General features: G+C 48.3%; 19 protein-coding genes. 8 read left to right on the forward strand and 11 right to left on the reverse strand.

Annotated features, from left to right (window positions below; translation table 11 throughout):
- Positions 1-113: 113 nt before the first annotated feature.
- Positions 114-4406 carry a multifunctional 2',3'-cyclic-nucleotide 2'-phosphodiesterase/3'-nucleotidase/5'-nucleotidase gene (locus OTK50_RS16490; RefSeq protein ID WP_266121964.1) on the reverse strand — a complete coding sequence of 1431 codons (4293 nt, stop codon included), beginning with the start codon at positions 4404-4406 and terminating at the stop codon, positions 114-116.
- 220 nt (positions 4407-4626) lie between these two features.
- Between OTK50_RS16490 and OTK50_RS16495 the strand changes: the two genes are divergently transcribed.
- A complete protein-coding gene (locus OTK50_RS16495) occupies positions 4627-5142 on the forward strand; it encodes a type 1 glutamine amidotransferase domain-containing protein (RefSeq protein WP_003155578.1) in 516 nt (171 codons plus the stop codon).
- Positions 5143-5162: 20 nt separating this feature from the next.
- On the opposite strand, the gene OTK50_RS16500 is transcribed toward OTK50_RS16495, so the two are convergent.
- From OTK50_RS16500 to OTK50_RS16520, 5 genes are all read right to left on the reverse strand, one after another.
- On the reverse strand, positions 5163-6194 hold the full coding sequence (locus OTK50_RS16500) for a LacI family DNA-binding transcriptional regulator (RefSeq protein ID WP_150941072.1): 1032 nt from the start codon (positions 6192-6194) through the stop codon (positions 5163-5165).
- 135 nt (positions 6195-6329) lie between these two features.
- The gene (locus OTK50_RS16505; RefSeq protein ID WP_007408504.1) at positions 6330-7214 is read right to left on the reverse strand and encodes a shikimate dehydrogenase; all 885 of its coding nucleotides are present in this window, start codon (positions 7212-7214) and stop codon (positions 6330-6332) included.
- A 65-nt stretch (positions 7215-7279) separates the two neighbouring features.
- Positions 7280-8041 (reverse strand): type I 3-dehydroquinate dehydratase, encoded by a 762-nt coding sequence (gene aroD / locus OTK50_RS16510; protein WP_039062774.1) that lies wholly within the window; start codon positions 8039-8041, stop codon positions 7280-7282.
- Between the two features lie 26 nt (positions 8042-8067).
- The gene (locus tag OTK50_RS16515; RefSeq protein WP_003155573.1) at positions 8068-9261 is read right to left on the reverse strand and encodes an MFS transporter; all 1194 of its coding nucleotides are present in this window, start codon (positions 9259-9261) and stop codon (positions 8068-8070) included.
- 337 nt (positions 9262-9598) lie between these two features.
- Positions 9599-9814, reverse strand: a complete 216-nt coding sequence (locus OTK50_RS16520) for a DUF1128 domain-containing protein (protein WP_003155571.1) — start codon at positions 9812-9814, stop codon at positions 9599-9601.
- Positions 9815-9969: 155 nt separating this feature from the next.
- On the opposite strand from OTK50_RS16520, the gene OTK50_RS16525 reads away from it, so the two are divergent.
- The 3 genes from OTK50_RS16525 to OTK50_RS16535 are packed head-to-tail and all read left to right on the forward strand — an operon-like array spanning position 9970 to position 11634.
- The gene (locus OTK50_RS16525; protein WP_012117078.1) at positions 9970-10443 is read left to right on the forward strand and encodes a low molecular weight protein-tyrosine-phosphatase; all 474 of its coding nucleotides are present in this window, start codon (positions 9970-9972) and stop codon (positions 10441-10443) included.
- A gap of 13 nt (positions 10444-10456) precedes the next feature.
- On the forward strand, positions 10457-10783 hold the full coding sequence (locus tag OTK50_RS16530; protein WP_012117079.1) for a hypothetical protein: 327 nt from the start codon (positions 10457-10459) through the stop codon (positions 10781-10783).
- 11 nt (positions 10784-10794) lie between these two features.
- Positions 10795-11634: a YihY family inner membrane protein gene (locus tag OTK50_RS16535; protein WP_032872320.1), complete on the forward strand. Its 840-nt coding sequence runs from the start codon at positions 10795-10797 to the stop codon at positions 11632-11634.
- Positions 11635-11819: 185 nt separating this feature from the next.
- Here OTK50_RS16535 and OTK50_RS16540 read toward each other — a convergent pair whose 3' ends face one another.
- Complete coding sequence (locus tag OTK50_RS16540; protein WP_224224109.1) at positions 11820-12998, reverse strand: MFS transporter; 1179 nt, start codon at positions 12996-12998, stop codon at positions 11820-11822.
- A gap of 158 nt (positions 12999-13156) precedes the next feature.
- Between OTK50_RS16540 and cax the strand changes: the two genes are divergently transcribed.
- Positions 13157-14212 carry a calcium/proton exchanger gene (gene cax, locus OTK50_RS16545; protein WP_007408511.1) on the forward strand — a complete coding sequence of 352 codons (1056 nt, stop codon included), beginning with the start codon at positions 13157-13159 and terminating at the stop codon, positions 14210-14212.
- A gap of 70 nt (positions 14213-14282) precedes the next feature.
- Positions 14283-15077, forward strand: coding sequence for a YfkD famly protein (locus OTK50_RS16550; protein WP_094031586.1), 795 nt, complete (start codon positions 14283-14285; stop codon positions 15075-15077).
- 28 nt (positions 15078-15105) lie between these two features.
- Here the strand turns inward: OTK50_RS16550 and OTK50_RS16555 are convergent, their stop codons facing one another.
- Positions 15106-15939, reverse strand: coding sequence for a mechanosensitive ion channel family protein (locus OTK50_RS16555; RefSeq protein WP_224224110.1), 834 nt, complete (start codon positions 15937-15939; stop codon positions 15106-15108).
- 6 nt (positions 15940-15945) lie between these two features.
- Positions 15946-17067: a radical SAM/CxCxxxxC motif protein YfkAB gene (gene yfkAB, locus OTK50_RS16560; protein ID WP_094031587.1), complete on the reverse strand. Its 1122-nt coding sequence runs from the start codon at positions 17065-17067 to the stop codon at positions 15946-15948.
- A gap of 146 nt (positions 17068-17213) precedes the next feature.
- Between yfkAB and OTK50_RS16565 the strand changes: the two genes are divergently transcribed.
- Together OTK50_RS16565 and pdaA are read left to right on the forward strand one after the other, a co-directional pair.
- Complete coding sequence (locus tag OTK50_RS16565) at positions 17214-17399, forward strand: SE1561 family protein (RefSeq protein ID WP_003155558.1); 186 nt, start codon at positions 17214-17216, stop codon at positions 17397-17399.
- Between the two features lie 100 nt (positions 17400-17499).
- The gene (pdaA, locus tag OTK50_RS16570; protein ID WP_003155556.1) at positions 17500-18291 is read left to right on the forward strand and encodes a delta-lactam-biosynthetic de-N-acetylase; all 792 of its coding nucleotides are present in this window, start codon (positions 17500-17502) and stop codon (positions 18289-18291) included.
- A gap of 37 nt (positions 18292-18328) precedes the next feature.
- On the opposite strand, the gene OTK50_RS16575 is transcribed toward pdaA, so the two are convergent.
- Positions 18329-19189, reverse strand: a complete 861-nt coding sequence (locus OTK50_RS16575) for an NAD(P)-dependent oxidoreductase (protein WP_094031588.1) — start codon at positions 19187-19189, stop codon at positions 18329-18331.
- Positions 19190-19237: 48 nt separating this feature from the next.
- Positions 19238-19885 (reverse strand): hypothetical protein, encoded by a 648-nt coding sequence (locus tag OTK50_RS16580; protein ID WP_094031589.1) that lies wholly within the window; start codon positions 19883-19885, stop codon positions 19238-19240.
- Positions 19886-19937: the final 52 nt, after the last annotated feature.

The raw sequence follows: 19937 nt of genomic DNA on the forward strand, positions 1-19937 counted from the left end.
ATTTTATCACTCGGCCGTACGGCTGTCGACTCAGAGGGGGACCAAGAGAAAAAGCTCCCCTGATACCAGATCAGGAGAGCTTTTGGATGAACCGCCCGATAAAAGCGGTCTTTTTATGCGTCGTTCACTTTTTTTGCTTTTCTTCTTTGATGCAGATACAGTGCCGTTCCGAGCACGCTGATGAGTAACCCGGCAAGAAGGATGGAATACATCGTTGTGGCCGTATCAGGAAGCAGGCCGCCCGGCGATACCCCGTCCTGTGCAGGGCCGGATGACGGTTTTTGTCCGCTTGGCTGCTTTCCGGAGCCTTGGTCTCCGCTTGGCGGCGGCGCGCTCTTCGTGTTTGCGTTTAATATGGTGTATTCACTGAAATGATTTGTATAGCCCGTGACGAGATCGTGTGAAACCGAACCGTTGTCTATTTTTGTATAGACGTTCTTTTTCCGGTCTACATGGTAAATGCCCGGCTGTTTCGCCTTTTTCGTATTCTCAATGCGCAGGGTGAGCTTTACCGGCGCTTTGAATGTTTTGATGTCTTTGTTTTTCTGCTTCATTGTAAAGTCGTATACATTTGAAAGCGCCCCGCTTACTTTTCCTTTCGGCGTCACGCCGAATCGTGTATCAGCTGAAGCAGCGTTTGCCATCGGCATTTTCATGCTGAACTTGTCATGCAGGATCGTAAGGGAAGAATCCGATGTTCTGTCCTTTAACAGGCCGATTTGTTTTTTGGTCACGCTGAGATCAATCGGCTTTTTGGCGCCGTCATTCTTATCGTAATACACGATCGGCGTGTTGGCGTTTTTGGCATAGGCGGCAAATGCGCTGTCATCTTCAAGCGTCCACGAACCGTTTTTTTGTTTCGTCGGCAGGTACACTTCCTGCGCGCGGCCGTCAACTTTCGGTTCCACCGCTTTTCCCGCTTTTTCAAGCTGCTCGGTGAAGACCTCATAGTCGACAAAGCCAAGGTCTTCTTTATGGGACGCTTCGTTAAAGACGGAATATCCGTCTCCGCCTTCACCGACAAAGTTACTGGTGGCGACTCTGTATGTCTTCTTATCAGAAATCGGCTTTACGCTGCCGTCATCCTGTACGGCCGCAGCTTGAAGAACGCGGTGTCCCGGCTTTTTATTCAGTGTAAACGTGTATGTTAAACCGGCAACTTGAGGGAAGGCGCCGCCTTGAGCCTCAATTCCGCTTAACCCTTGCTCCAAGGCTTGTTTGATCTGTTTTCCGGTTAAATCCGCGACGTAAAGCGTGTTGCCGAACGGCATCACATTCAGCACATCGCCGAGTGTGATGTCTCCTTTATCAATGCCCGCGCGGATGCCGCCCCCGTTTGTGATCGCGATTTGGGCGCCGGCCGCTTCCTTCGCTTTTTGCAGCATGCCGTCCGCGATGAAGTTTCCGAGATTGGTTTCTTTGGAGCGGACATGCTCGCGCTGGCCGTCAAGTGCGACCTTTGTTGAGCCGACTTTTTCATTTTTGACGGAGACGAGCTCTTTTTTAAACGGATCAAGCTCTTTTTTCAGATCCGGGTCTTCTTTCGTCTGCTCGTTCACTGGCAGCGCCTGAAGAGAGGATTGTTCCGGCAGGACGATGCCGTTTTTGTCAAATGCGACATCGACACGGCCTAAATATTCGCCATATTCTTTTGCCTGGGCGACGATGGTCGGCTCTTCGTTTTTGACAACTTCCATTTTATCTACAAGCGTATGCGTATGTCCGCCGACGATCAAGTCGATGCCTTTTACCTTTTTGGCAAGATCGAGATCACGCTGATGCCCGATATGGGTCAGGGCGATAATTTTATTGACATGTTCCTTATTCTGTATTTCTTTTACCGTATCTTGTGCGGATTGGAAGGCATCATGAAAGACAATGCTTTTTCCCGGGCTTGATGTGACGGACGTATCTTCTGTCGTTAAGCCGAATACGGCGACTTTTTCTCCGTTTACATCAAGCAGAATGTATGGATAGATGCCTGCTTTTTTCTTTTTCCCTGCCGTAAATGTGTCTGCTTTTTTCATGAATGGTCTGAGTTTTGACTCTTTGGACACATCGACATTTGAGCTGACGAGCGGAAAGTCAGGCGCTTGAAAATTGTATTTTCCGGACGGGTCAGCCGCGCTTCCGTTCCCGCTCAGGAAGCTGGCGAGAGCACCCGGGCCTTTATCAAACTCATGATTTCCGAAAGTCATTGCGTCGTAACCCATGCTGTTCATCAATTTTAAATCAGCCAGCCCCTGCCACTTTGTGAAATAGAGATCGCCTGAGAAAACGTCTCCCGCATCCAGCAAAATGCTGCGGTCGGTTTCGCTTCTGATTTCTTTGATTTTCGTCATCCGCCTCGCCGCGTTATCAAGGTGGGCGTGCGTGTCGTTTGTATGCATAACGGTGAGTTTCCATGCGTCATCTTTCGGCGGATCTGTGCCCGGTTCATCATCTTTGAATTGGAGCTTGTACTGTCCGTAGCCCGCGTTTTGTGATTCACCGATATAGGCGACGTCATCTGCGCGGTCGGCAAACGGCTTTGCGGCCAAGGAAGATTCAAATGTCATGTTTGCCCCTTTGACCGGAAGGATGGACCAGTTATGATCAGCCTGCGGATTAATCGTTTTCTGCTGGATGATGTAATCCATTAAGACCTGCCTGTTCTCATCGGCAGAAGAGTATACGATTTTATCATTGCTTAAGTGAGGGAATCCTCCGCCGCCTGAAGCGCGGTAATTATTTGTGACGATCAGAAATTCCTGCTTGGCGCTGACGGGCTTTCCTTGATAAGAAAGGTTGACGATCCGGCTTGCATCGGGATGAATGACTGTTCCGTTTTCGTTGTATTTCGCCGGTTTTGTGACATCGACCTGATAGGTGACACCGTCAATGACATCAAAATTGTATGAGCGGTAGGCGTCATTTAAAAGCGCTTGGCTGCCGCCTTTTGCCTGATCGATCTGATTAAATTGCCCTGCGGACATTTCGAGCCAGTCTTTCACTTCGCTTCCGTTCAGCTTGACGATCTGAACCGTGTTGTCATACAGGTACAAATCGCCGATGTTTTTGATGGCGAGGTCGCCAGCGGAAATGTTTGTATAGTAGTTTGAGCCGTTCCGCCCGCCGGCTTTAAACGGGGCGCCCGCCGAGAGGATAGGCAGATCTTTGTATTCCGTATCCTTCATCTTATTTTCGGCGTACCATCTTTGCGCATCCGTTACGATTTGAATGGACGGATCATCTTTGACTTGGGCGAAGAAACTGTTGATATCGGCTTTTGTCTGGCCGACGGGTTCTCTGATGTATTTCAATGTGCCTTCGTGCGCTTTTTTGACGGTATTGACGACGGTTTCGTTTTCCGACGTCACATTGCCGGCAATCGGCTCGATGCTGCCTTTTGCATCTTCCACATGCCACGCGCTGTCTGTTTTTTCAAGCCGGAGGTCGATGACGCCCGCATATTTGCCCCAGCTGCTTGACATGACAACGGGGATGCCGTTAATCGTGCCTTTATCGACGTCAAATTGATCAGCGCCTTTGTATTCGGCATCAGGGAAAAGCCCGTGCTGATGGCCGGATACGATCGCATCAATTCCGCTGACTTTCGTTGCCAGGTCAAAAACGGCGTTTTCCGCTCCGGAAGACTGCGCTTTTTTTTCGATGCCGCTGTGGGCGAGGGCGATGACGATATCGGCTCCTTCAGCTTTCATTTTCGGAACGGTTTTCTTTGCGGATTCCACAATGTCTTCGACCTGAACGCGGCCTTCGAGATTTTTCTTATCCCACGTCATGATTTGGGGAGGAACAAAGCCGATGTAGCCGACTTTTATCTGATGCTTGCCGCCGTTTTCATCCGTGACGGTTTTGTCTTTTATGACATAAGGCGTATAACGGTTTTCGCCGCTTAATGTTTTCACATTGGCGTTAACGATCGGATAATCAGCGCCTTTGATTGTCCCGTCCAGAAATTCAAGCCCGTAATTAAATTCATGATTGCCGAGTGTTCCTGCGTCATAATGCAGACTGTTCATCACTTCAATGATCGGATGGGTCTTTGCGCCTGAAATAATATCATTTTTCTCATATTTTACGGCGTATTCTCCGAGGGGATTCCCCTGAATCAGGTCTCCGTTATCGACAAGCAGCGTATTCGGGTTTTCGCGCCTGTGCTTCTCAATAAGCTGAGCCGTTCGGGCCAGCCCGAATTCCGTTGTCGGTTTGTCGCTGTAGTAATCGTAGTCCATCATGTTAGCGTGAACGTCAGTTGTGGCTAAAATGCTGAGATTCACACTGGAGGATTTGTTTTCTTCTGCTTTAATGGGTGATGTTGGGAGGATTAGACTAAGTATCATAACTAGGGGCAGCAGAATACGGAGTGTCATATTGACGCTGCATCGTCTTTTCTGTATTCTCACCTGTTCTCCACCTTTCAACAAATTTTGTCATGCAGTACCATTGTAAGAATATTTTGTGAAAGTTCATATAGATTTCATGATGATTCTTGTAAAAAGATGAAAAATGAGGATAATGACCTATGTAAAACGGATGAGCGGCAAACGCGTTACCTATGTTTGATGTTAGTGTGGCTGGGGTACATGGATTTATGTAGACTTCATCAAGCAGGAGGTAGTAACTATGGGTAAAAAAATTGCAGTTGTATTAACGGATTATTTTGAGGATGTCGAGTATACTGAACCTGCGAAAGCTTTTAAAGATGCAGGTCATGAATTAACCGTAATTGAACAGGAAAAAGGAAAAACAGTCAAAGGCAAACAAGGGGAAGCGGAAGTGAAAGTGGATGCGTCCATCGATGATGTGAATCCGAAAGACTTTGACGCATTGCTGATCCCGGGCGGATTCTCGCCTGACATGCTGCGTGCGGATGACCGTTTCGTCCAATTTGCCAAAGCGTTTATGGATGACAAAAAACCGGTGTTCGCCATTTGCCACGGACCTCAGCTTCTCATTAACGCGAAAGCATTGGACGGGCGCAAAGCGACAGGGTTTACATCAATCCGAATCGACATGGAAAACGCGGGCGCGAATGTTGTGGATGAAGAAGTCGTCGTCTGCCAGAACCAGCTGGTCACAAGCCGCACACCGGATGACATACCAGCATTCAACCGCGAATCATTAAAACTGCTTGCGTAATATAAAAGCGGAGCGCCGTATCAGGCGTTCCGCTTTTTTTGTGAAGATTCCCGGATGACCAGCTCAGGCGCCAGAATAATGCGTTGTTTTTTGTGCTGGGAACTGGTGATTTTATGATGCAGCAATTGAGCCGCTTCTTTTCCCGACTGCCGCGGAAAGGAAGAAACGGTTGTAAGCGGGGGATAAGAAATTTCAGCTTCCGGCACGTTATCAAAGCCGACAATGTCAATATCTTCGCCCGGAATGAGCCCGGCTTTTCTGATCCCTTGCATGACGCCGAACGCGACCAAATCACTGAAGCAGAAAATCGCGGTCGGGCGCTCAGACCGGCGGAGGAGCTCCGTCACGGCTTCACAGCCTGCTTCGCGGGTCGGCGCGCTGTCAATGACATAGTCATTTTTCACTTCCAGATCCGCTTCACGGAGCGCTTTTTTAAACCCTTTCATGCGCTTCGTCCATGTTGACGAGTGCTTCACGCCGCCCAGAAACGCAATCTCCTGATGGCCTTTCTCAATGAAATGACGCACTGCCTTATAGGTGCCTTCCTCATAATCGGCTCCGACAAAATCACAGTCGGCCTCGGCAATCTCCCTGACGGCGAGCACGACCGGAATGTCAAGCTGCTCAAGGCGGGAAAGGGTTTCCTCAGCCGTACCTGAAACCGGACACAAAATCAATCCGCCGACCCTGTGCTCCAGCATGGTCGAGATCAGCTGCTCCTGCTTGGCGACGGAATCAAATGTCGTGCCTAACAGCACCGTTAATCCGACTTCCTCAAGCGTATTCTGAACGCCGATCAGAAACTCTGAGAAAAACGTATTGGAAATGTCAGTAATAATCAATCCGACCGTTGTGGACGTCTGTGATCGCAAATTCGCGGCGACCCGATCATATACGTACCCCAGCTCCCGCATGGATTGCAGCACTTTCTCACGGGTCGCTTCGGAAATTCGCGGATTATTGCGGACGATTAATGAAGCGGTGGATGTTGAGACGCCGGCATGTTCAGCGACCTGCTGCAATGTCACCCGGCGTTTTTTTTGCTGTTTCATACGTCGCATTCCTCACTTGGTTTTTATTCGTTACATCCATTATAAGCGTTTTGGCGCATGAGAAGAAAGAGAGAGGGGAGAAAATGACAAAGCGCCGGAAGACGGATTGTCCTTCGGCGCTTCTGTCACAATAGGTTATTCAAACATTTGCTCTTTAATATACTGAACAGGCATTTCACGGCCTGTCCAATATTCAAACGCCATGGCGCCCTGCCAAAGCATCATGCCGAGGCCGTTAATGGTGTTGCAGCCGGCCGCTTGAGCTTGTTCAAGCAATTTCGACGTAACGGGGTTGTAAACGACGTCTGTCACAATCAAATCCGGACGGAGCATGGATGTATCTTCAATGACGCTCAAGCCTTCAAGCGGTTTCATGCCGACACCCGTTCCGTTCGTGAAAATATCGCTTGAAGCGATTTCAGCACGCAGCGCATCTTGATCTTCGAGCGGGAAGACTTTCGCTTTGCAAGAAGATCCCTTCATTTCTTCATTGATGATGCGGACATTTTCTTCCGCTTTTTCGAAAAACGCGTCATTGCGGGCGAAAATAGAGATTTCTCCGAGGCCTTCCAATGCGGATTGAATCGCTATCGGAGTGGCGGCCCCGCCGGAACCGACCAGCGTCATTTTTTTGCCTGTGATATCGATGCCGTGTTCTTTTAAGTTGCGGACGTATCCCATACCGTCAGTGGAGTGTCCGATCAGTCTGCCGTTTTCATTAACGACTGTATTCACCGCGCCGGTGAATTTCGCTGAATCCGCGAGTTCATCGAGGTAAGGGAGAATGTTCATCTTGTTCGGCATCGAGACATTGAAGCCTCTGACGTTTAAGGCGCGCATTCCCGTTACCACATCTTCCAGCTGTTCATTGCCGACTTCAAACGCGAGGTACGCGTAGTTCAATCCTAATTTTTTAAACGCCAGGTTGTGCATCGCCGGAGATAAAGAGTGTCCGATCGGTGTCGCGAATAATCCGATAAGCTGAGTTTTTCCGTTAATCCGTCCTAAATCTTTCTTCATGATGTATTCCTCCGTTAGTCCATTCATTTGTTTTTCATCCCGCTTTAAGGGCAGAAAAACGCTGATTACATATGTTTATTTAAAATGCTGAGTACGCTGCGCAATTCTTCAACGGGAATTTGTCCGGGCGCTGATGCTTCTTTGCCCGCTCCGAACGTGCACGCTGAGCCGAAGACTTCGCCGGCCAGGCGGCTGATCAGACCTGTTCCCGCCATTGACATCGTGATGATCGGCCGGTCTGCGTATTGTGTTTTCATCGTGTGAGTGGCATCCAATAAGACGAAAACATCTTCAGTGCTTTGCGGCATCACCGCGATTTTCGGAATGTGCGCGCCGTACGCCTGCATGTTCCGCAGCCGGGAAATGATTTCTTCTTTTTTCGGTGTCTGATGAAAATCATGATTGGACATGACGACATATACGCCGTTGTCTTCAGCGGTTTTCACAATTGATTTGACTTCCGCTTCTCCCGTAAACAACTCAACGTCTGCAAGGTCAATGTGTTGTGTTTCGATGGCTGTTTTAAGCAATTCAATGTAAAAGCGGTCATCAATAACTTTATTTCCGCCTTCTTTATGAGTTCTGAATGTGAAAAGCAGCGGTGTTGCGCCTGCGGCTTTCCGCAGCTTTTCAAGCATGCCTTTTACGGCGTCCAGGCTGTCAACGTGCTCGTACACATCCGCCCGCCACTCAATGATATCCGGGCGAAGCCTGTTGACGGCTTCAATTTCTTCGAGCAGTTCTTTCTCTCCGGGCGCCATCAGCGGCACAATGATCTTCGGAAGCCCTTCGCCGATGACCGTGTTTCTGATCGTGATAGATTGCATGATAAATCCTCTCCCTTAAAAAATAGTCAGGCTTTCATCACTTGCTTAAAGCGGATTCCGATAAACAATGCGAGAAGGGCGCTGACGGCCGCAATTCCGATATCAAGCAGAAAAACAGGCGTCAGGCCGGCCGCTTTGGAGATCGCTCCCGTTACAAGCGGAATGACAATAAAAGATAAGCTTGATGCTATATTAACAAAAGATGTGATCGTACCTTTATTTTTAGGGAATAAAACAGCCATAACCGTCATCGCCAATTGCAGAATGCCCGCAGTTGAAAGTCCGATGACAAAGGAGCTGATGACCGATACGGCCGGCTGATGAATGAAAATCAGAGCAAGCAGCGCGATTGCCGCGATCACAGGGTACAGCACCATTACCGTAATCGGCTGAATCACTCTGTTTAACAGCACGGCCAGCAATAATACGGACACAAGCGCACCGATGCTGTAATAGCTCAACAATTTGACGGCCTGCACCTCAGGCATGCCCAAAACGGATTGCCCGAACTTAGGAAGCCATACTTGAACGAGCATAAACAGCGCCGTTGATGAAAAGCCTAACAGAATGATTGCAAGGCCTTCGCGCCATATCGACGGCTGTGATGTGAACGCGTCATCAGACGGAGAGGCTTCCGTCCGGCCGCCGTCTTCTTTTTGCTTATGATTCGGAAACGGAACTTTCAACAGGAAAAAGCCGTTCAGGAAGAAAATAATGCCCGGTACGAAAAACGTCCAGCCGTAAAACAAATGCCTGTCCGCAATAAACGCGATAAAAAACGGAAGCACCGTCGCGCCGATGGATACAAACGCTTTGATTAACACGGTTGCAGAGCTTGCGTTTTTCGGAAATCCTTCAATAAGCGCCGGATATGTCCCGGAATCCAAAAAGGAATTGGCGATCCCTGCGAAAATGGCGAAGATAAACGCGGCCGTATAGTTTGTCGAAAGCGGAATTCCGATTAGGAAAATCAGATACAGAAAGGCGCCCGACACGATAAACGGCCGTCTCCCGAATGTATCCGAAAGCTTCCCGGCAAACAGAAGCGAAATCAGCTTCCCGATCCCGATGGCGGAGACCAAATAGCTGACCCCGGCTGCGGATGTATGAAGCTGTTTTGATAATGCCTCCATATTGGATGCGATAATAATATTGATCATGCCCAGCAGGAAATAATTAATATAAAGACCCGCTGCCATTTTGGTGTATATGTTTTTCATGATGACATCCCCTAATGCGGTTAATAAAGAATTAAATTAATTTTTAAATTAACAAAAGCGCAGAACCATTCCCCTTTATTGAACCACTGCCTTTCTTTGAAAACTGGTTTGATAAAACGGTTGCAGATACAAAACTTGAATAACGCTGATATCACAACGAGTATATCGTTCTACTAAATAAAAAAAGATAAGCGGCCCGCTCATTTAGTATATCGTTCTACCAAGTTCACAGTTACTATACTCCTTCTTTTTATATGTGTCAAACCGATGAACTTTTATTTTTTACTTTTTTAAATCAAAAAAAGACCCGCCGTTTTTCGGCAGGTCTGACACGGGTTTATTTTCTGAGAGAGGCGAGCTCCTCGGCAATGGCCTGCATTTCACTCGGGCTGAATGATGCTTTTTTCATGACCATTTGATGAAGGTATGTAAGATCTTCTATTTTTTCATCACTGAAATCTTCCGCTCTGATGACGCCGACATTGAGCATGTTGAGCTTTTGCGAAATGTCTTCAATCATTTTGTTTAACGTTTCTGTTTGTTGGCTCGGCAAATTCATGCATCCTTTCATGACCGTTTTCGTACCCTTTATTCTAACAGAATTCATTTAGAATAAAAGCTTATTTCCACAGCAGCAGAAAAGTTGCTAAGATGATGATAAGGTTTTTGATCCTCAAAATGCGGGGAAAGAATAGGGAGGTTATCGATATGATACATGTGCTGTTTGTCTGTCTTGGAAATATTTGCCGGTCGCCTATGGCAGAGGCGGTATTTTCTGATATGGTGAAGAAAAACGGGCTGAACGGGCAGATTAACATTGATTCAGCGGGAATCGGCGCCTGGCATGCGGGAAATCCGCCGCATGAAGGGACAAAGGAGATCCTAAAGAAGAAAGGGATCAGCGCAAGCGGCATCACGGCGAGGCAGGTGCGTGAGTCTGATCTGACCGATTTTGATTACGTCATTGCGATGGATGCAGAAAATATCGGACATCTGCGCAGCATGGCCGGTTATAAAAAAGCGGCGCCGCGTATTGCAAGGCTGCTTGATTATGTACCGGAGTCGGACCTTGCGGACGTGCCCGATCCGTATTATACCGGGAATTTCAGCGAGGTGTACGCTTTGGTCGAGTCCGGGTGCCGTCATTTGCTGGAGACAATAAAGAAAGACCATCATTTATAAGGGGGATTGACCGATGAAGCAGACACGCATCATGGCAAAAGCGATTCTGATCGGCGCTGCCGCCGGCGGAGCACTGTCCTTATTACATAAGCCGACGAGAGAGGCATGTTTCCGGAACATGGACGCGTGCAGGCGGCGTGCGGCATTTTACCGAAAACATCCTGAAGCCCTGAAACAGCAGGCATCTGCAAAACTGGATCAAGTGAAAATCATCGCCAATACCGTATCGGAAGATCTGAGTTTTTTAAACGGGCAGATCACCAAGCTGAAGCAGACGACGCCGCAGGTCATTGACCTGTTAAAAGAAACGAAGGAGCATTTTTCGAAAAACGATCATTGAGGTGGGATGTCATGGGTTTTATAAAAGAGCTGTTTGCAAGGTTTTCACTGCATGAAGGACAAAGTAAATCGGCGGAGCTGGCGTATTTTTTCCTGCTGTCATTGTTTCCGTTAATGATTTTCATGCTGACGCTCACCGCCTATCTTCCCATATCGGCAGAAGACGTGCTCGGGGCGGTCGATCAATACGCGCCCGACAGCGCCATGTCCATGGTGAAATCCATAACGGAGCAAACGCTGAACAAGCGCAGCGGCGGGCTTTTGTCATTCGGGATTATCGCCGTCATCTGGTCGGCTTCGAATGGCATGAACGCGATTGTCAGAGCATTTAACCATGCCTACGAAGTCGAGGAAAACCGCTCATTTATCATCATTCGCCTGACCTCAATTTTTTTAACCATCGCGATGGTGGTTACGATTTTAATCGCACTGCTTCTGCCGGTGTTCGGCAGAGAAATCGGAATGCTGGCGGCAGATTTCATCGGCGCCTCCGGCCTGTTTTTGCAGGTGTGGTCGGTTGTCCGCTGGGGTATCAGTCCGCTTATCCTGTTAATCGTGTTTACCGCGCTTTACATTTTCGCGCCGAATAAAAGGCTTTCCCTCCGTTTTGTGCTGCCGGGAGCCGTATTCGCGGCAGCCGGATGGATTATCGTCAGTATGCTGTTCTCATTTTATGTCGGCACCTTTGCCAACTACAGCGCCACATACGGGAGCATCGGGGGAATTATCGTCCTTATGATCTGGTTTTATCTTACGGGAACACTGCTGATTTTAGGAGGAGAAATCAACGCGCTTTTACATAAACGTAAAAAGCTTCCTGATGAAAATCCGTACCGCGGGAGCAAGCTATAGAGGAACGGATGACGTTCAAGCTGAAAAACGGAGGGAATCGGCTATGACCAAGCATACGAAAAAAGGCGGAAGCCATAATAAACAAAACTCAAAAAACGGCCCGAAGAATAAAACAAGCGGAAGCGCTAACGGGCAGAACGGATATCACTAGAAAGAAGCCGCCTGACTTAGATCAGGCGGCTTCTTTATGAGGCCGGAAAAGAACGGGATTCGGATGCGGGACTGTGCTTTGTTTTCCCGAAGACGAGCGCAAGCCAAATACAGACCAGAATCACCGTAATAAAGTAAAACAAGTTGGCGCTTTCAAACCGCTGCATATACCAGCCGCCCGCCACCGGGCCGATCATGCTGCCGAGGCTGAAGGAAATGCCGCAGAGCAGATTGCCCGCCGGCAGGAGATGGGACGGCAGCAGGTCGCTCATATAGCTGATGCCGAGGGAAAACATACTGCCGACCGCCATTCCCGCCGTGAAAAAGCAGCAGCCGATGACAGAAGGCGACGGAAACAGTCCGGCCGTCAAAAAGCAAAGGGCACCCGTTAATAAGATGACGAGCAGGACACGTTTTCTCCCGAATCGATCGCTTAATAAACCGAGAGGGAACTGGAATACAATACTTCCGATGGCAAAAGCGGGCAATATCAGCGCGACGGCATCGACGGATATGCCTAAACGCAGGGCGTACACGGGAAAGCTTCCGTTCAGCGCCGTTTCTAAAAAACCGTACCCGAAAGCCGGGAGAAAAGCGACCCAGCCGAAAAGAAGGGCGCGGTAAAACCGTTTTGCGCTGTTATCCCCGGATGTTTCATCCGGACCTTGCGCCGGGTACTCGTTACGTAAGACAAATACAAACAGCCAGGCGGCAAGACTGATACAGCCGGATACGATAAACGGAAGGGACGGACTTGTTTTCACAAGAGGGACCATGAACGGGCCGACAGCGAATCCAAGCCCGAAGGACAGTCCGTACAGCGAAATGTTTCTTCCTCTGTTTCGGGGCGTTGATTTTGACGTCACCCACGTTTGGGTTGAAAAATGCAGCATATGATCCCCGATTCCGATAAAGAGCCGAAGAAAAAACCATAACCATATGGATTGAAGCCAAATAAAACTGAATAAGCTGATGATAACAAGAAATCCGCCCATGACCATCAGAGGTTTGAATCCGAGTTTTCTCAGCGGCGCTTCCATAAACGGCGACGCCAGGAGCACACCGATATAAAGGCCGGTTGCGTGAAGTCCGTTTATAGCGGCTGATTCCCCGTTCGTTTCAAAAATGACGGAGATCACCGGCAGAAGCATGCCTTGGGAAAATCCGGAGATGGAAACAAGCAGAACCAAAATAAAGAAGTACAGTCGTGACATCGCGTATTTCTCCTTCTTCAGTCTCTTTCTTGATCGTACACGGATTTGTCGCGTCCGGCAACCTGAAAATGCCAATTCGGGCTGCCGCGGAAGTGTAATTGAGGGAGTTTTTGAGAAGGATATAAAAAGACTCATTCGAAAAAAGGAGCCAGGCAGATATGAATCGGATTTTTTTCTTTACGGCTGCGGCGGGAGTGCCGCTTTCAGTCATCGGCGGCCTGATGCACTGGCCGTCAGCGGTTTTGTTTATTATTTATTGCTTGACGATTATTGCGCTTGCAAGTTATATGGGGAGAGCGACTGAATCTCTTGCCATTATCGCGGGACCGCGGATCGGCGGTCTGCTGAATGCCACGTTCGGCAATGCGGTAGAGCTTATTATATCGCTTTTTGCCTTAAAAGAAGGGCTGACGGGCATCGTGCTTGCTTCACTGACCGGTTCGGTGCTCGGCAATCTTCTGCTCGTCGCGGGATTGTCGTTTTTTATCGGCGGTTTGAAATACAAGCGGCAGGAATTCAATATTCATGATGCCCGGCATAATTCTGGCCTGCTGATTTTTGCCATTATCGTAGCTTTTGTCATTCCCGAAGTATTTTCCATGGATATGGGGGAAAAAAACAAGCTTGATTTGAGTGTCGGCATCAGCATCATCATGATCCTTTTGTACGTGGCAGCTCTTTATTTCAAGCTCGTCACCCACCGCGGTGTTTATCAGCCGAATCAGCCGGAGGCAAAGGAAGAAGAGGAGCAGCCTGAGTGGTCGGGGAAAAGAGCGACAGCCGTCTTATTTATTTCAACCATTATCGTCGCCTACATATCTGAAAACCTTGTCCATACGTTTCATGCGGTGGCTGAACAGTTCGGCTGGAGCGAGCTGTTTATCGGAGTGATTATCGTCGCAATCGTCGGAAATGCCGCAGAGCATGCGTCGGCGATTATTATGGCGTACAAAGACAAGATGGATGTCGCCGTTGAAATCGCGGTAGGCTCGACTTTGCAGATCGCCATGTTTGTGGCTCCGGTTCTTGTGATCTGTTCCATCTTTTTTCCGGTCAATATGCCGCTTGTATTTACATTGCCCGAGCTTGTCGCGATGATCTCATCCGTCCTTTTGATGACGATGATTTCAAATGACGGTGATTCGAACTGGTTTGAGGGGGCTACGCTCCTTGCCGCTTATGTCATCATGGCGATCGGTTTTTTCCTGCTTTAACCTGTAAAAAATGCGGATAACAACGATTGCGGAGGAAAAGACTAAAGGAAAATGCTATAGAAAGAGTGATATGATGAGAAAGCTGTTTCATGCCACACTGATTCTGCTGTTATCCTTTAGTTTTTTCGCAACGCCGTCTGCCGGTGCAAAAAAACCGTTTAAAGTTCCCAACTCTGTCGTAAGCATTTCAAAGGAAAATACGTATCCGAATGCTTCACAGGATCAGCCGATGCTTCAGCCGAGCAAATTGGCAAAGGAATTGTTAGATACATCCGAGATCAACATCGAAAATCCGCATCTGATAAAGATGCTGAATGAATCCTCGGTTTCCGGTTCACCGCTTGCCATCGGATACCGGGCGACAATATTTCTCGGGAAATGGGCGCTCGGCTATCAATCGAACGAAACGGTCGCCAACTGGGAATATAAAAAAATCAATACGAACAGAGCGGATAACCGGGGCGGGCAGCAAACCGCGGTTATCTCATACGCCCAAGAACAGCAATACAAAATCAAAGGCGGGCTCACTGCGAAGGTGCCGAACGCAGAAGACGTAAAAAGCATGATGATGCAAAAAGCGATGAAGAAAACAAAACTGCCGCTCGCGTTTGAAACGGTTATCGGCGCAGGCACAAAACGTGATCAAACCTACAAAATTTCTCCGCAGCGGCTCGGCTACCTGCACGCCTACGCTCCGGCCGTTAATGAAAAAGGAAAAGTAACATACGGTGAAGTGTATTTGGTGCTGAAAGGCAGCAAGCGGAAACTTGTCGTCAAAAATGTGACTTCGCAAGGAATCGGGGCTTGGATTCCGGTGCAGGATCACGTCACATTCGGTTTTCAAATGACAGCGCAGCCGAGATAAATAAAAAAAGCTGATTCCGGTTCGGGAATCAGCTTTTTTGTGTGTGATACATTTCCTCAAGCAATTGCACATTGTTTTTGTACAGCTCCCGGGCAAGAACGCGTCTCACCGCAAGGCTCGCCGAGAAGTATTCTGTGTCTTGAACCATGCCTTTGACGGTAAATTCTATGCCTCTTGTCAATTTGTTCAGGCTCATGATTCCATGCACTTGAAACGGCTCCGTCGCATTGAGAAATTCATCCCGCTTCAGTGAATCGTGAAGCTCATCATTGAGCATGTCGCAGGCTTTTTCTAAGACGGCATATACCCGCTCGGGATCTTCCTTGTAACTGATCACGACGGACTCGGTAATCCGCATAAAATCAATGTTATAGTTTTGAAGCTGTCTGACCTCACCGTTAGATATGGTAAGCAGCTTGCCGGTCCACTCACGGATCTGGAGGGAACGGAGTCCGATTTCTTCGACTGTGCCGTTGAACAGATTGTTAATCGTCACGTAATCACCTTTATGAAGCTGGCGTTCGTATATTAAAAAGACACCGGCCAATATGTCCTTGATTAACGACTGGGCGCCAAAACCGATGACGATACCGGCAACACCCGCCCCGGCTAAAATTCGGCCGAAATCATGAACGAATAAAGAAATGACGTAAAAGATAAAACCGATCGTCGCCGTATACTGGGTGATGGATCGGACGAGGCTTTCAATCGTTTTCCCTTTCCGTTCCTCCAAGAAATCCGTGCGTTTAAATAACACCTGGACAAAGCGGTTGATCAGAAAAACACCGGCGTAAAGCACGAGAGCGACGATGATGATCTCAACCACTTTGCTTTTCAAAATGTCCGTAATTGTCGTTTCCATCTTTTGTTAACCTCTGGCTTTTCGTAATGAAAAATCTGTGTCCTGATAATAACTGTTTTTGACAAGGACGTTCGGGCCGAGGCACCGGACGTTTGTGCAGCGGCAGTTCAGCTCTTTGCTCAGCTTCGTCTGTCTCCACTTGTCATATGCTTCAGGAAGGCTGTCTGTTTTAATATTGCCGAGCGGCGGTGTATCGCCGAAATCCGTGACAATGATATTTCCGTCAAAAATGTTGACATTCAGGCGGGAGCGGCCGTCAGGGTCGTTTCGCACCGTAACGTTTCTCGCTTCCCGCAGGCGGCGGAGGAGCTTCTGGTCTTCTTCATCAGGGCTGCATGCGTAAAACGGGAGCGTACCGAACAGCATCCATGTCTCTTCATCGCGAATGTCGAGCAGATGATGAATGGCCTGTCTCATGTCCTTCAGACTGAGTGATTCAAGCGCGCTGGCGAAATCACTCGGATACATCGGATGGACTTCGTGCCGCTGGCATTTCATTTCTTCGGTAATTTGCCGATGAATATGTTCAATATGCGGCAGCGTCCGTTTGTTCAGCATCGTTTCCGCTGAAACCATTACGCCTGCTTCGACCAGCGTGCGGCTGTTTTCAATCATTTTGTCAAAATAGCGCGCCCGCTGTTCAAATGTCGGTTTCTTCTCCATCATTGCAAATCCGATGTCGGCAAAGTCCTCGACCGTTCCCCAATTGTGAGAAATGTGAAGAACGTCTAAATAGGGAATAATCCGTTCGTAGCGCCCGATATCAAGCGTCAGGTTTGAATTGATCTGTGTGCGCACGCCGCGTTCATGGGCATATTTCAAAAGCGGGACGACGTATTCCTTTACCGATTTCAGCGAAAGCATCGGTTCGCCGCCCGTAATGCTGATAGAGCGTAACAGAGGAATTTCATCAAGCCGCTTTAATAAAAGGTCGATCGGCAGCGCATTCGGGTCTTTCGGCTGGAGCGTGTACCCGACGGCGCAGTGCTCGCATCTCATATTGCACAAAGTCGTCGTTGTGAATTCAACGTTCGTCAGTTTCATATCTCCATACTGGTCGACATCCATGTACGCTTCCCAAGGATCGTACTCCGGTGTGATCGGACGCAGTGTTGTGTTTTGTGTCATGACTATCTAACTCCTTTATAAATGGGGCATACTAACGTCTGCCAACTGTTAATTTTAGACCTGATCTGCCAAGATCGCAAGTAGCGGAACCATTGAAAAACGGCAAAAAATACGCTACCATTATAAAAAATGAATGGAGTGGAAGTATGGGGAATGCAGTAAACAGCAAAGATCAGCAGCTCGATTACCTGAAGAACAGACTCGATATGTTTATGAATGTCATTGATTCCTTAGACCCTGAATCAACGGACGTTGAAGATATAGACCGGCTCATCGGCATGCTTGATGATCTGGAAGCAAAATACGAACGCTTTAAAAAGGATTGGGAATAAACCCCGGCGGATGCCGGGGTTTTTCTTTTTCCATAATGCGGCTGTATAAAAGAGCAGAGCCTACTGCAAAATAAGGAAAAATGCAGAAGGAGTGCTGGTCATGAAATGGTTTTGTTCAATTTGCTGCATGGCCGTTTTACTTGCGGGAGGCATCAACAGCGCAGAAGCCGTGCCGAATGAACGGATAAACTGGGGATTTAAACGCAGCGTCAATCATCAGCCGCCGGATGCCGGCAGACAGCTGGACAATCTGGTCAAAAAATATGATGCCTTTTATTTAGGCAATACGAAAGAAAAGACCATCTATTTAACGTTTGATAACGGATATGAAAATGGGTACACCCCGAAAGTGCTTGATGTGTTAAAAAAACATCACGTCACGGGCACTTTTTTTGTCACGGGTCATTTTGTGAAAGAGCAGCCTGATTTGATTAAACGGATGTCAAAGGAAGGCCATATCATCGGCAATCATTCTTTTCATCATCCTGATCTGACGACAAAAACGGGCGATCAGATTCAAGACGAACTCGATTCCGTCACGGAAGCTGTGTACAACATTACCGGAAAGCGGGACAACCTGTATCTCCGTCCGCCGCGCGGCGTATTCAGCGAATATGTCCTGAAAGAAACGAAGCGCCTCGGCTACCAAACCGTTTTCTGGTCCGTCGCATTTGTCGACTGGAAGGTTAACGAGCAAAAAGGGAAACAATACGCCTATGATCACATGATAAAGCAGGCTCATCCCGGCGCGATCTACCTTCTCCACACCGTTTCAAAGGACAATTCAGAAGCTCTGGACGATGCCATTACCGATTTGAAAAAAGAAGGCTACACGTTTAAAAGCATTGATGACCTGATGTTTGAGAAAGAAATGAAACTGCCGCGCCTGTAGAAAACACCTCTCCTGGTAATGGAGAGGTGTTAATTTGTTATTTTAAGCTTTTAATCAGTGCAGCCCAATCCAGATCCCCGAAGCCTTGTGCGATCCCGCTTTCAAAATGGCTCTTGGCCAGTTCGGCAAGAGGGAGTTTTGCAGAAACCTGTTCTGCGGCGGCGAGCGCCAGATTGGTATCCTTCAGCCCTAAAGACATTTTGAAACCGGCCGGCTCAAATTTCTGCTCAGCCATCATGGTTCCGTAATTTTGATAGACGGGAGAGCCAAAGAGCGCGCCGGCGATTTCTAAAAATTGTTTTTGCTCTAACCCGTACTTCTCCATCATTAAGAATGATTCAGATAACGCCTCAAGCATGGACACCAGCAAGAAATTGACGCTGATTTTCGCGGCATTGGCCGTTTTTGTTTCTTCACCAGTGTCAAATACTTGCTGACTCAGGATGTTAAGCAGCGGTTCGGCCTTTTTCTTCGCTTCTGCCGGTCCGGCTGTGATGATGCGAAGCTCGGCCTTCTCGGCGGCATCGGGGCGGCCGAGGACGGGAGCGGCAATAAAGGACTGCCCTCTGCCCGAATGTGCGGCGGAAAGCTGTTCTGACAGCGCCGTACTGATTGTGCTCATTGAAATATGAATGCCGTTTTCAGATAACCCGGCAATAATGCCGCAAGCTCCGAAAGTCACGTCTGTTACGGCGTCATCGTCTGACAGCATGGACAGCACGATGTCGGCATGTTCAGCTGCCTGGCGGGGCGTTTCGGCATATCCGGCCCCTTTTTCCAGCAGATCAGCCGCTTTTTCTTTCGTCCGGTTATATACAGTCAGGCTGTATCCGGCTTTCATGATATTTTCGGCGATGGGGCGGCCCATATTGCCGAGTCCGACGATGGCGATCTTCATTTGACAGTCCCTCCAATAAAGTTTTCCACCATTATACATGCAAAATGGTTAATCTGCTGTGTACAGGATTGCCACTTTCAGTTCAGGTTCTGAAGACCATCCGGAGTCTGAGGCGGCTTTCCCCTTATAAAATCCGGTAAATCGGGTTTTGATGATTGTTTTTGAACGGGGTTTTACAGTGAACGTTTTTGATTTGAATGTGACGTCCTTTATGTTTTCTGATAAATCCGGGGTGACAGAAATGGTTTGTTTCCCTTTTCCGTAATGATTGATATAAAGCGTGCAGCTCATGCCCGCTCTTTTTCGCTCAACCAGATGACTGCATTCGCTGCGGTGCTTCACATATTCGACAGCCTCTTTTTCGGGCGCGAACTGTTTTAAGGAAAAAACGGCATATTCGGTGGCAGGACTGATACCGGAAGCGGCCCCCATACTGAGAAAGATCAGAAACAGCCCCGCCGCGGGAAGCGTCCGCCTGAACGCGGCGGCACACCAGATTAACGCCGCAAAGTAAAGCACGACCCCGGGAATGACGGAGATATGGGCTCCATCTTCCGGCCAAGAGGAAAAGCCGAGTAACTCAAAGATGTAATCAGACACCGTACGGCCGTTATACAGCGGGGCAATGGACATGACACTGAAAGCCAGGAGGACAGAAGAAATGATTTTGTGAGAAAGGATGGTAACGGCGCACACCTCTTTACGTTTTTTTCCAGACTATCATGTTTTCTCAAAAAAAAGAACAGCC

This window comes from Bacillus sp. NEAU-CP5 (assembly GCF_026420705.1).
Classification (GTDB): domain Bacteria; phylum Bacillota; class Bacilli; order Bacillales; family Bacillaceae; genus Bacillus; species Bacillus velezensis.

Bases quoted from the DNA above. Each gene is read 5' to 3' on its own strand.
- OTK50_RS16565 (WP_003155558.1), top strand. From the start codon at position 17,214: ATGGGGAATGCAGTAAACAGCAAAGATCAGCAGCTCGATTACCTGAAG.
- aroD (WP_039062774.1), bottom strand. From the start codon at position 8,041: ATGCAATCTATCACGATCAGAAACACGGTCATCGGCGAAGGGCTTCCG.
- OTK50_RS16505 (WP_007408504.1), bottom strand. From the start codon at position 7,214: ATGAAGAAAGATTTAGGACGGATTAACGGAAAAACTCAGCTTATCGGA.
- OTK50_RS16530 (WP_012117079.1), top strand. From the start codon at position 10,457: ATGAAGCAGACACGCATCATGGCAAAAGCGATTCTGATCGGCGCTGCC.
- pdaA (WP_003155556.1), top strand. From the start codon at position 17,500: ATGAAATGGTTTTGTTCAATTTGCTGCATGGCCGTTTTACTTGCGGGA.
- OTK50_RS16525 (WP_012117078.1), top strand. From the start codon at position 9,970: ATGATACATGTGCTGTTTGTCTGTCTTGGAAATATTTGCCGGTCGCCT.
- OTK50_RS16535 (WP_032872320.1), top strand. From the start codon at position 10,795: ATGGGTTTTATAAAAGAGCTGTTTGCAAGGTTTTCACTGCATGAAGGA.
- OTK50_RS16575 (WP_094031588.1), bottom strand. From the start codon at position 19,189: ATGAAGATCGCCATCGTCGGACTCGGCAATATGGGCCGCCCCATCGCC.
- OTK50_RS16500 (WP_150941072.1), bottom strand. From the start codon at position 6,194: ATGAAACAGCAAAAAAAACGCCGGGTGACATTGCAGCAGGTCGCTGAA.
- OTK50_RS16540 (WP_224224109.1), bottom strand. From the start codon at position 12,998: ATGTCACGACTGTACTTCTTTATTTTGGTTCTGCTTGTTTCCATCTCC.
- yfkAB (WP_094031587.1), bottom strand. From the start codon at position 17,067: ATGACACAAAACACAACACTGCGTCCGATCACACCGGAGTACGATCCT.
- cax (WP_007408511.1), top strand. From the start codon at position 13,157: ATGAATCGGATTTTTTTCTTTACGGCTGCGGCGGGAGTGCCGCTTTCA.
- OTK50_RS16550 (WP_094031586.1), top strand. From the start codon at position 14,283: ATGATGAGAAAGCTGTTTCATGCCACACTGATTCTGCTGTTATCCTTT.
- OTK50_RS16555 (WP_224224110.1), bottom strand. From the start codon at position 15,939: ATGGAAACGACAATTACGGACATTTTGAAAAGCAAAGTGGTTGAGATC.
- OTK50_RS16495 (WP_003155578.1), top strand. From the start codon at position 4,627: ATGGGTAAAAAAATTGCAGTTGTATTAACGGATTATTTTGAGGATGTC.
- OTK50_RS16515 (WP_003155573.1), bottom strand. From the start codon at position 9,261: ATGAAAAACATATACACCAAAATGGCAGCGGGTCTTTATATTAATTAT.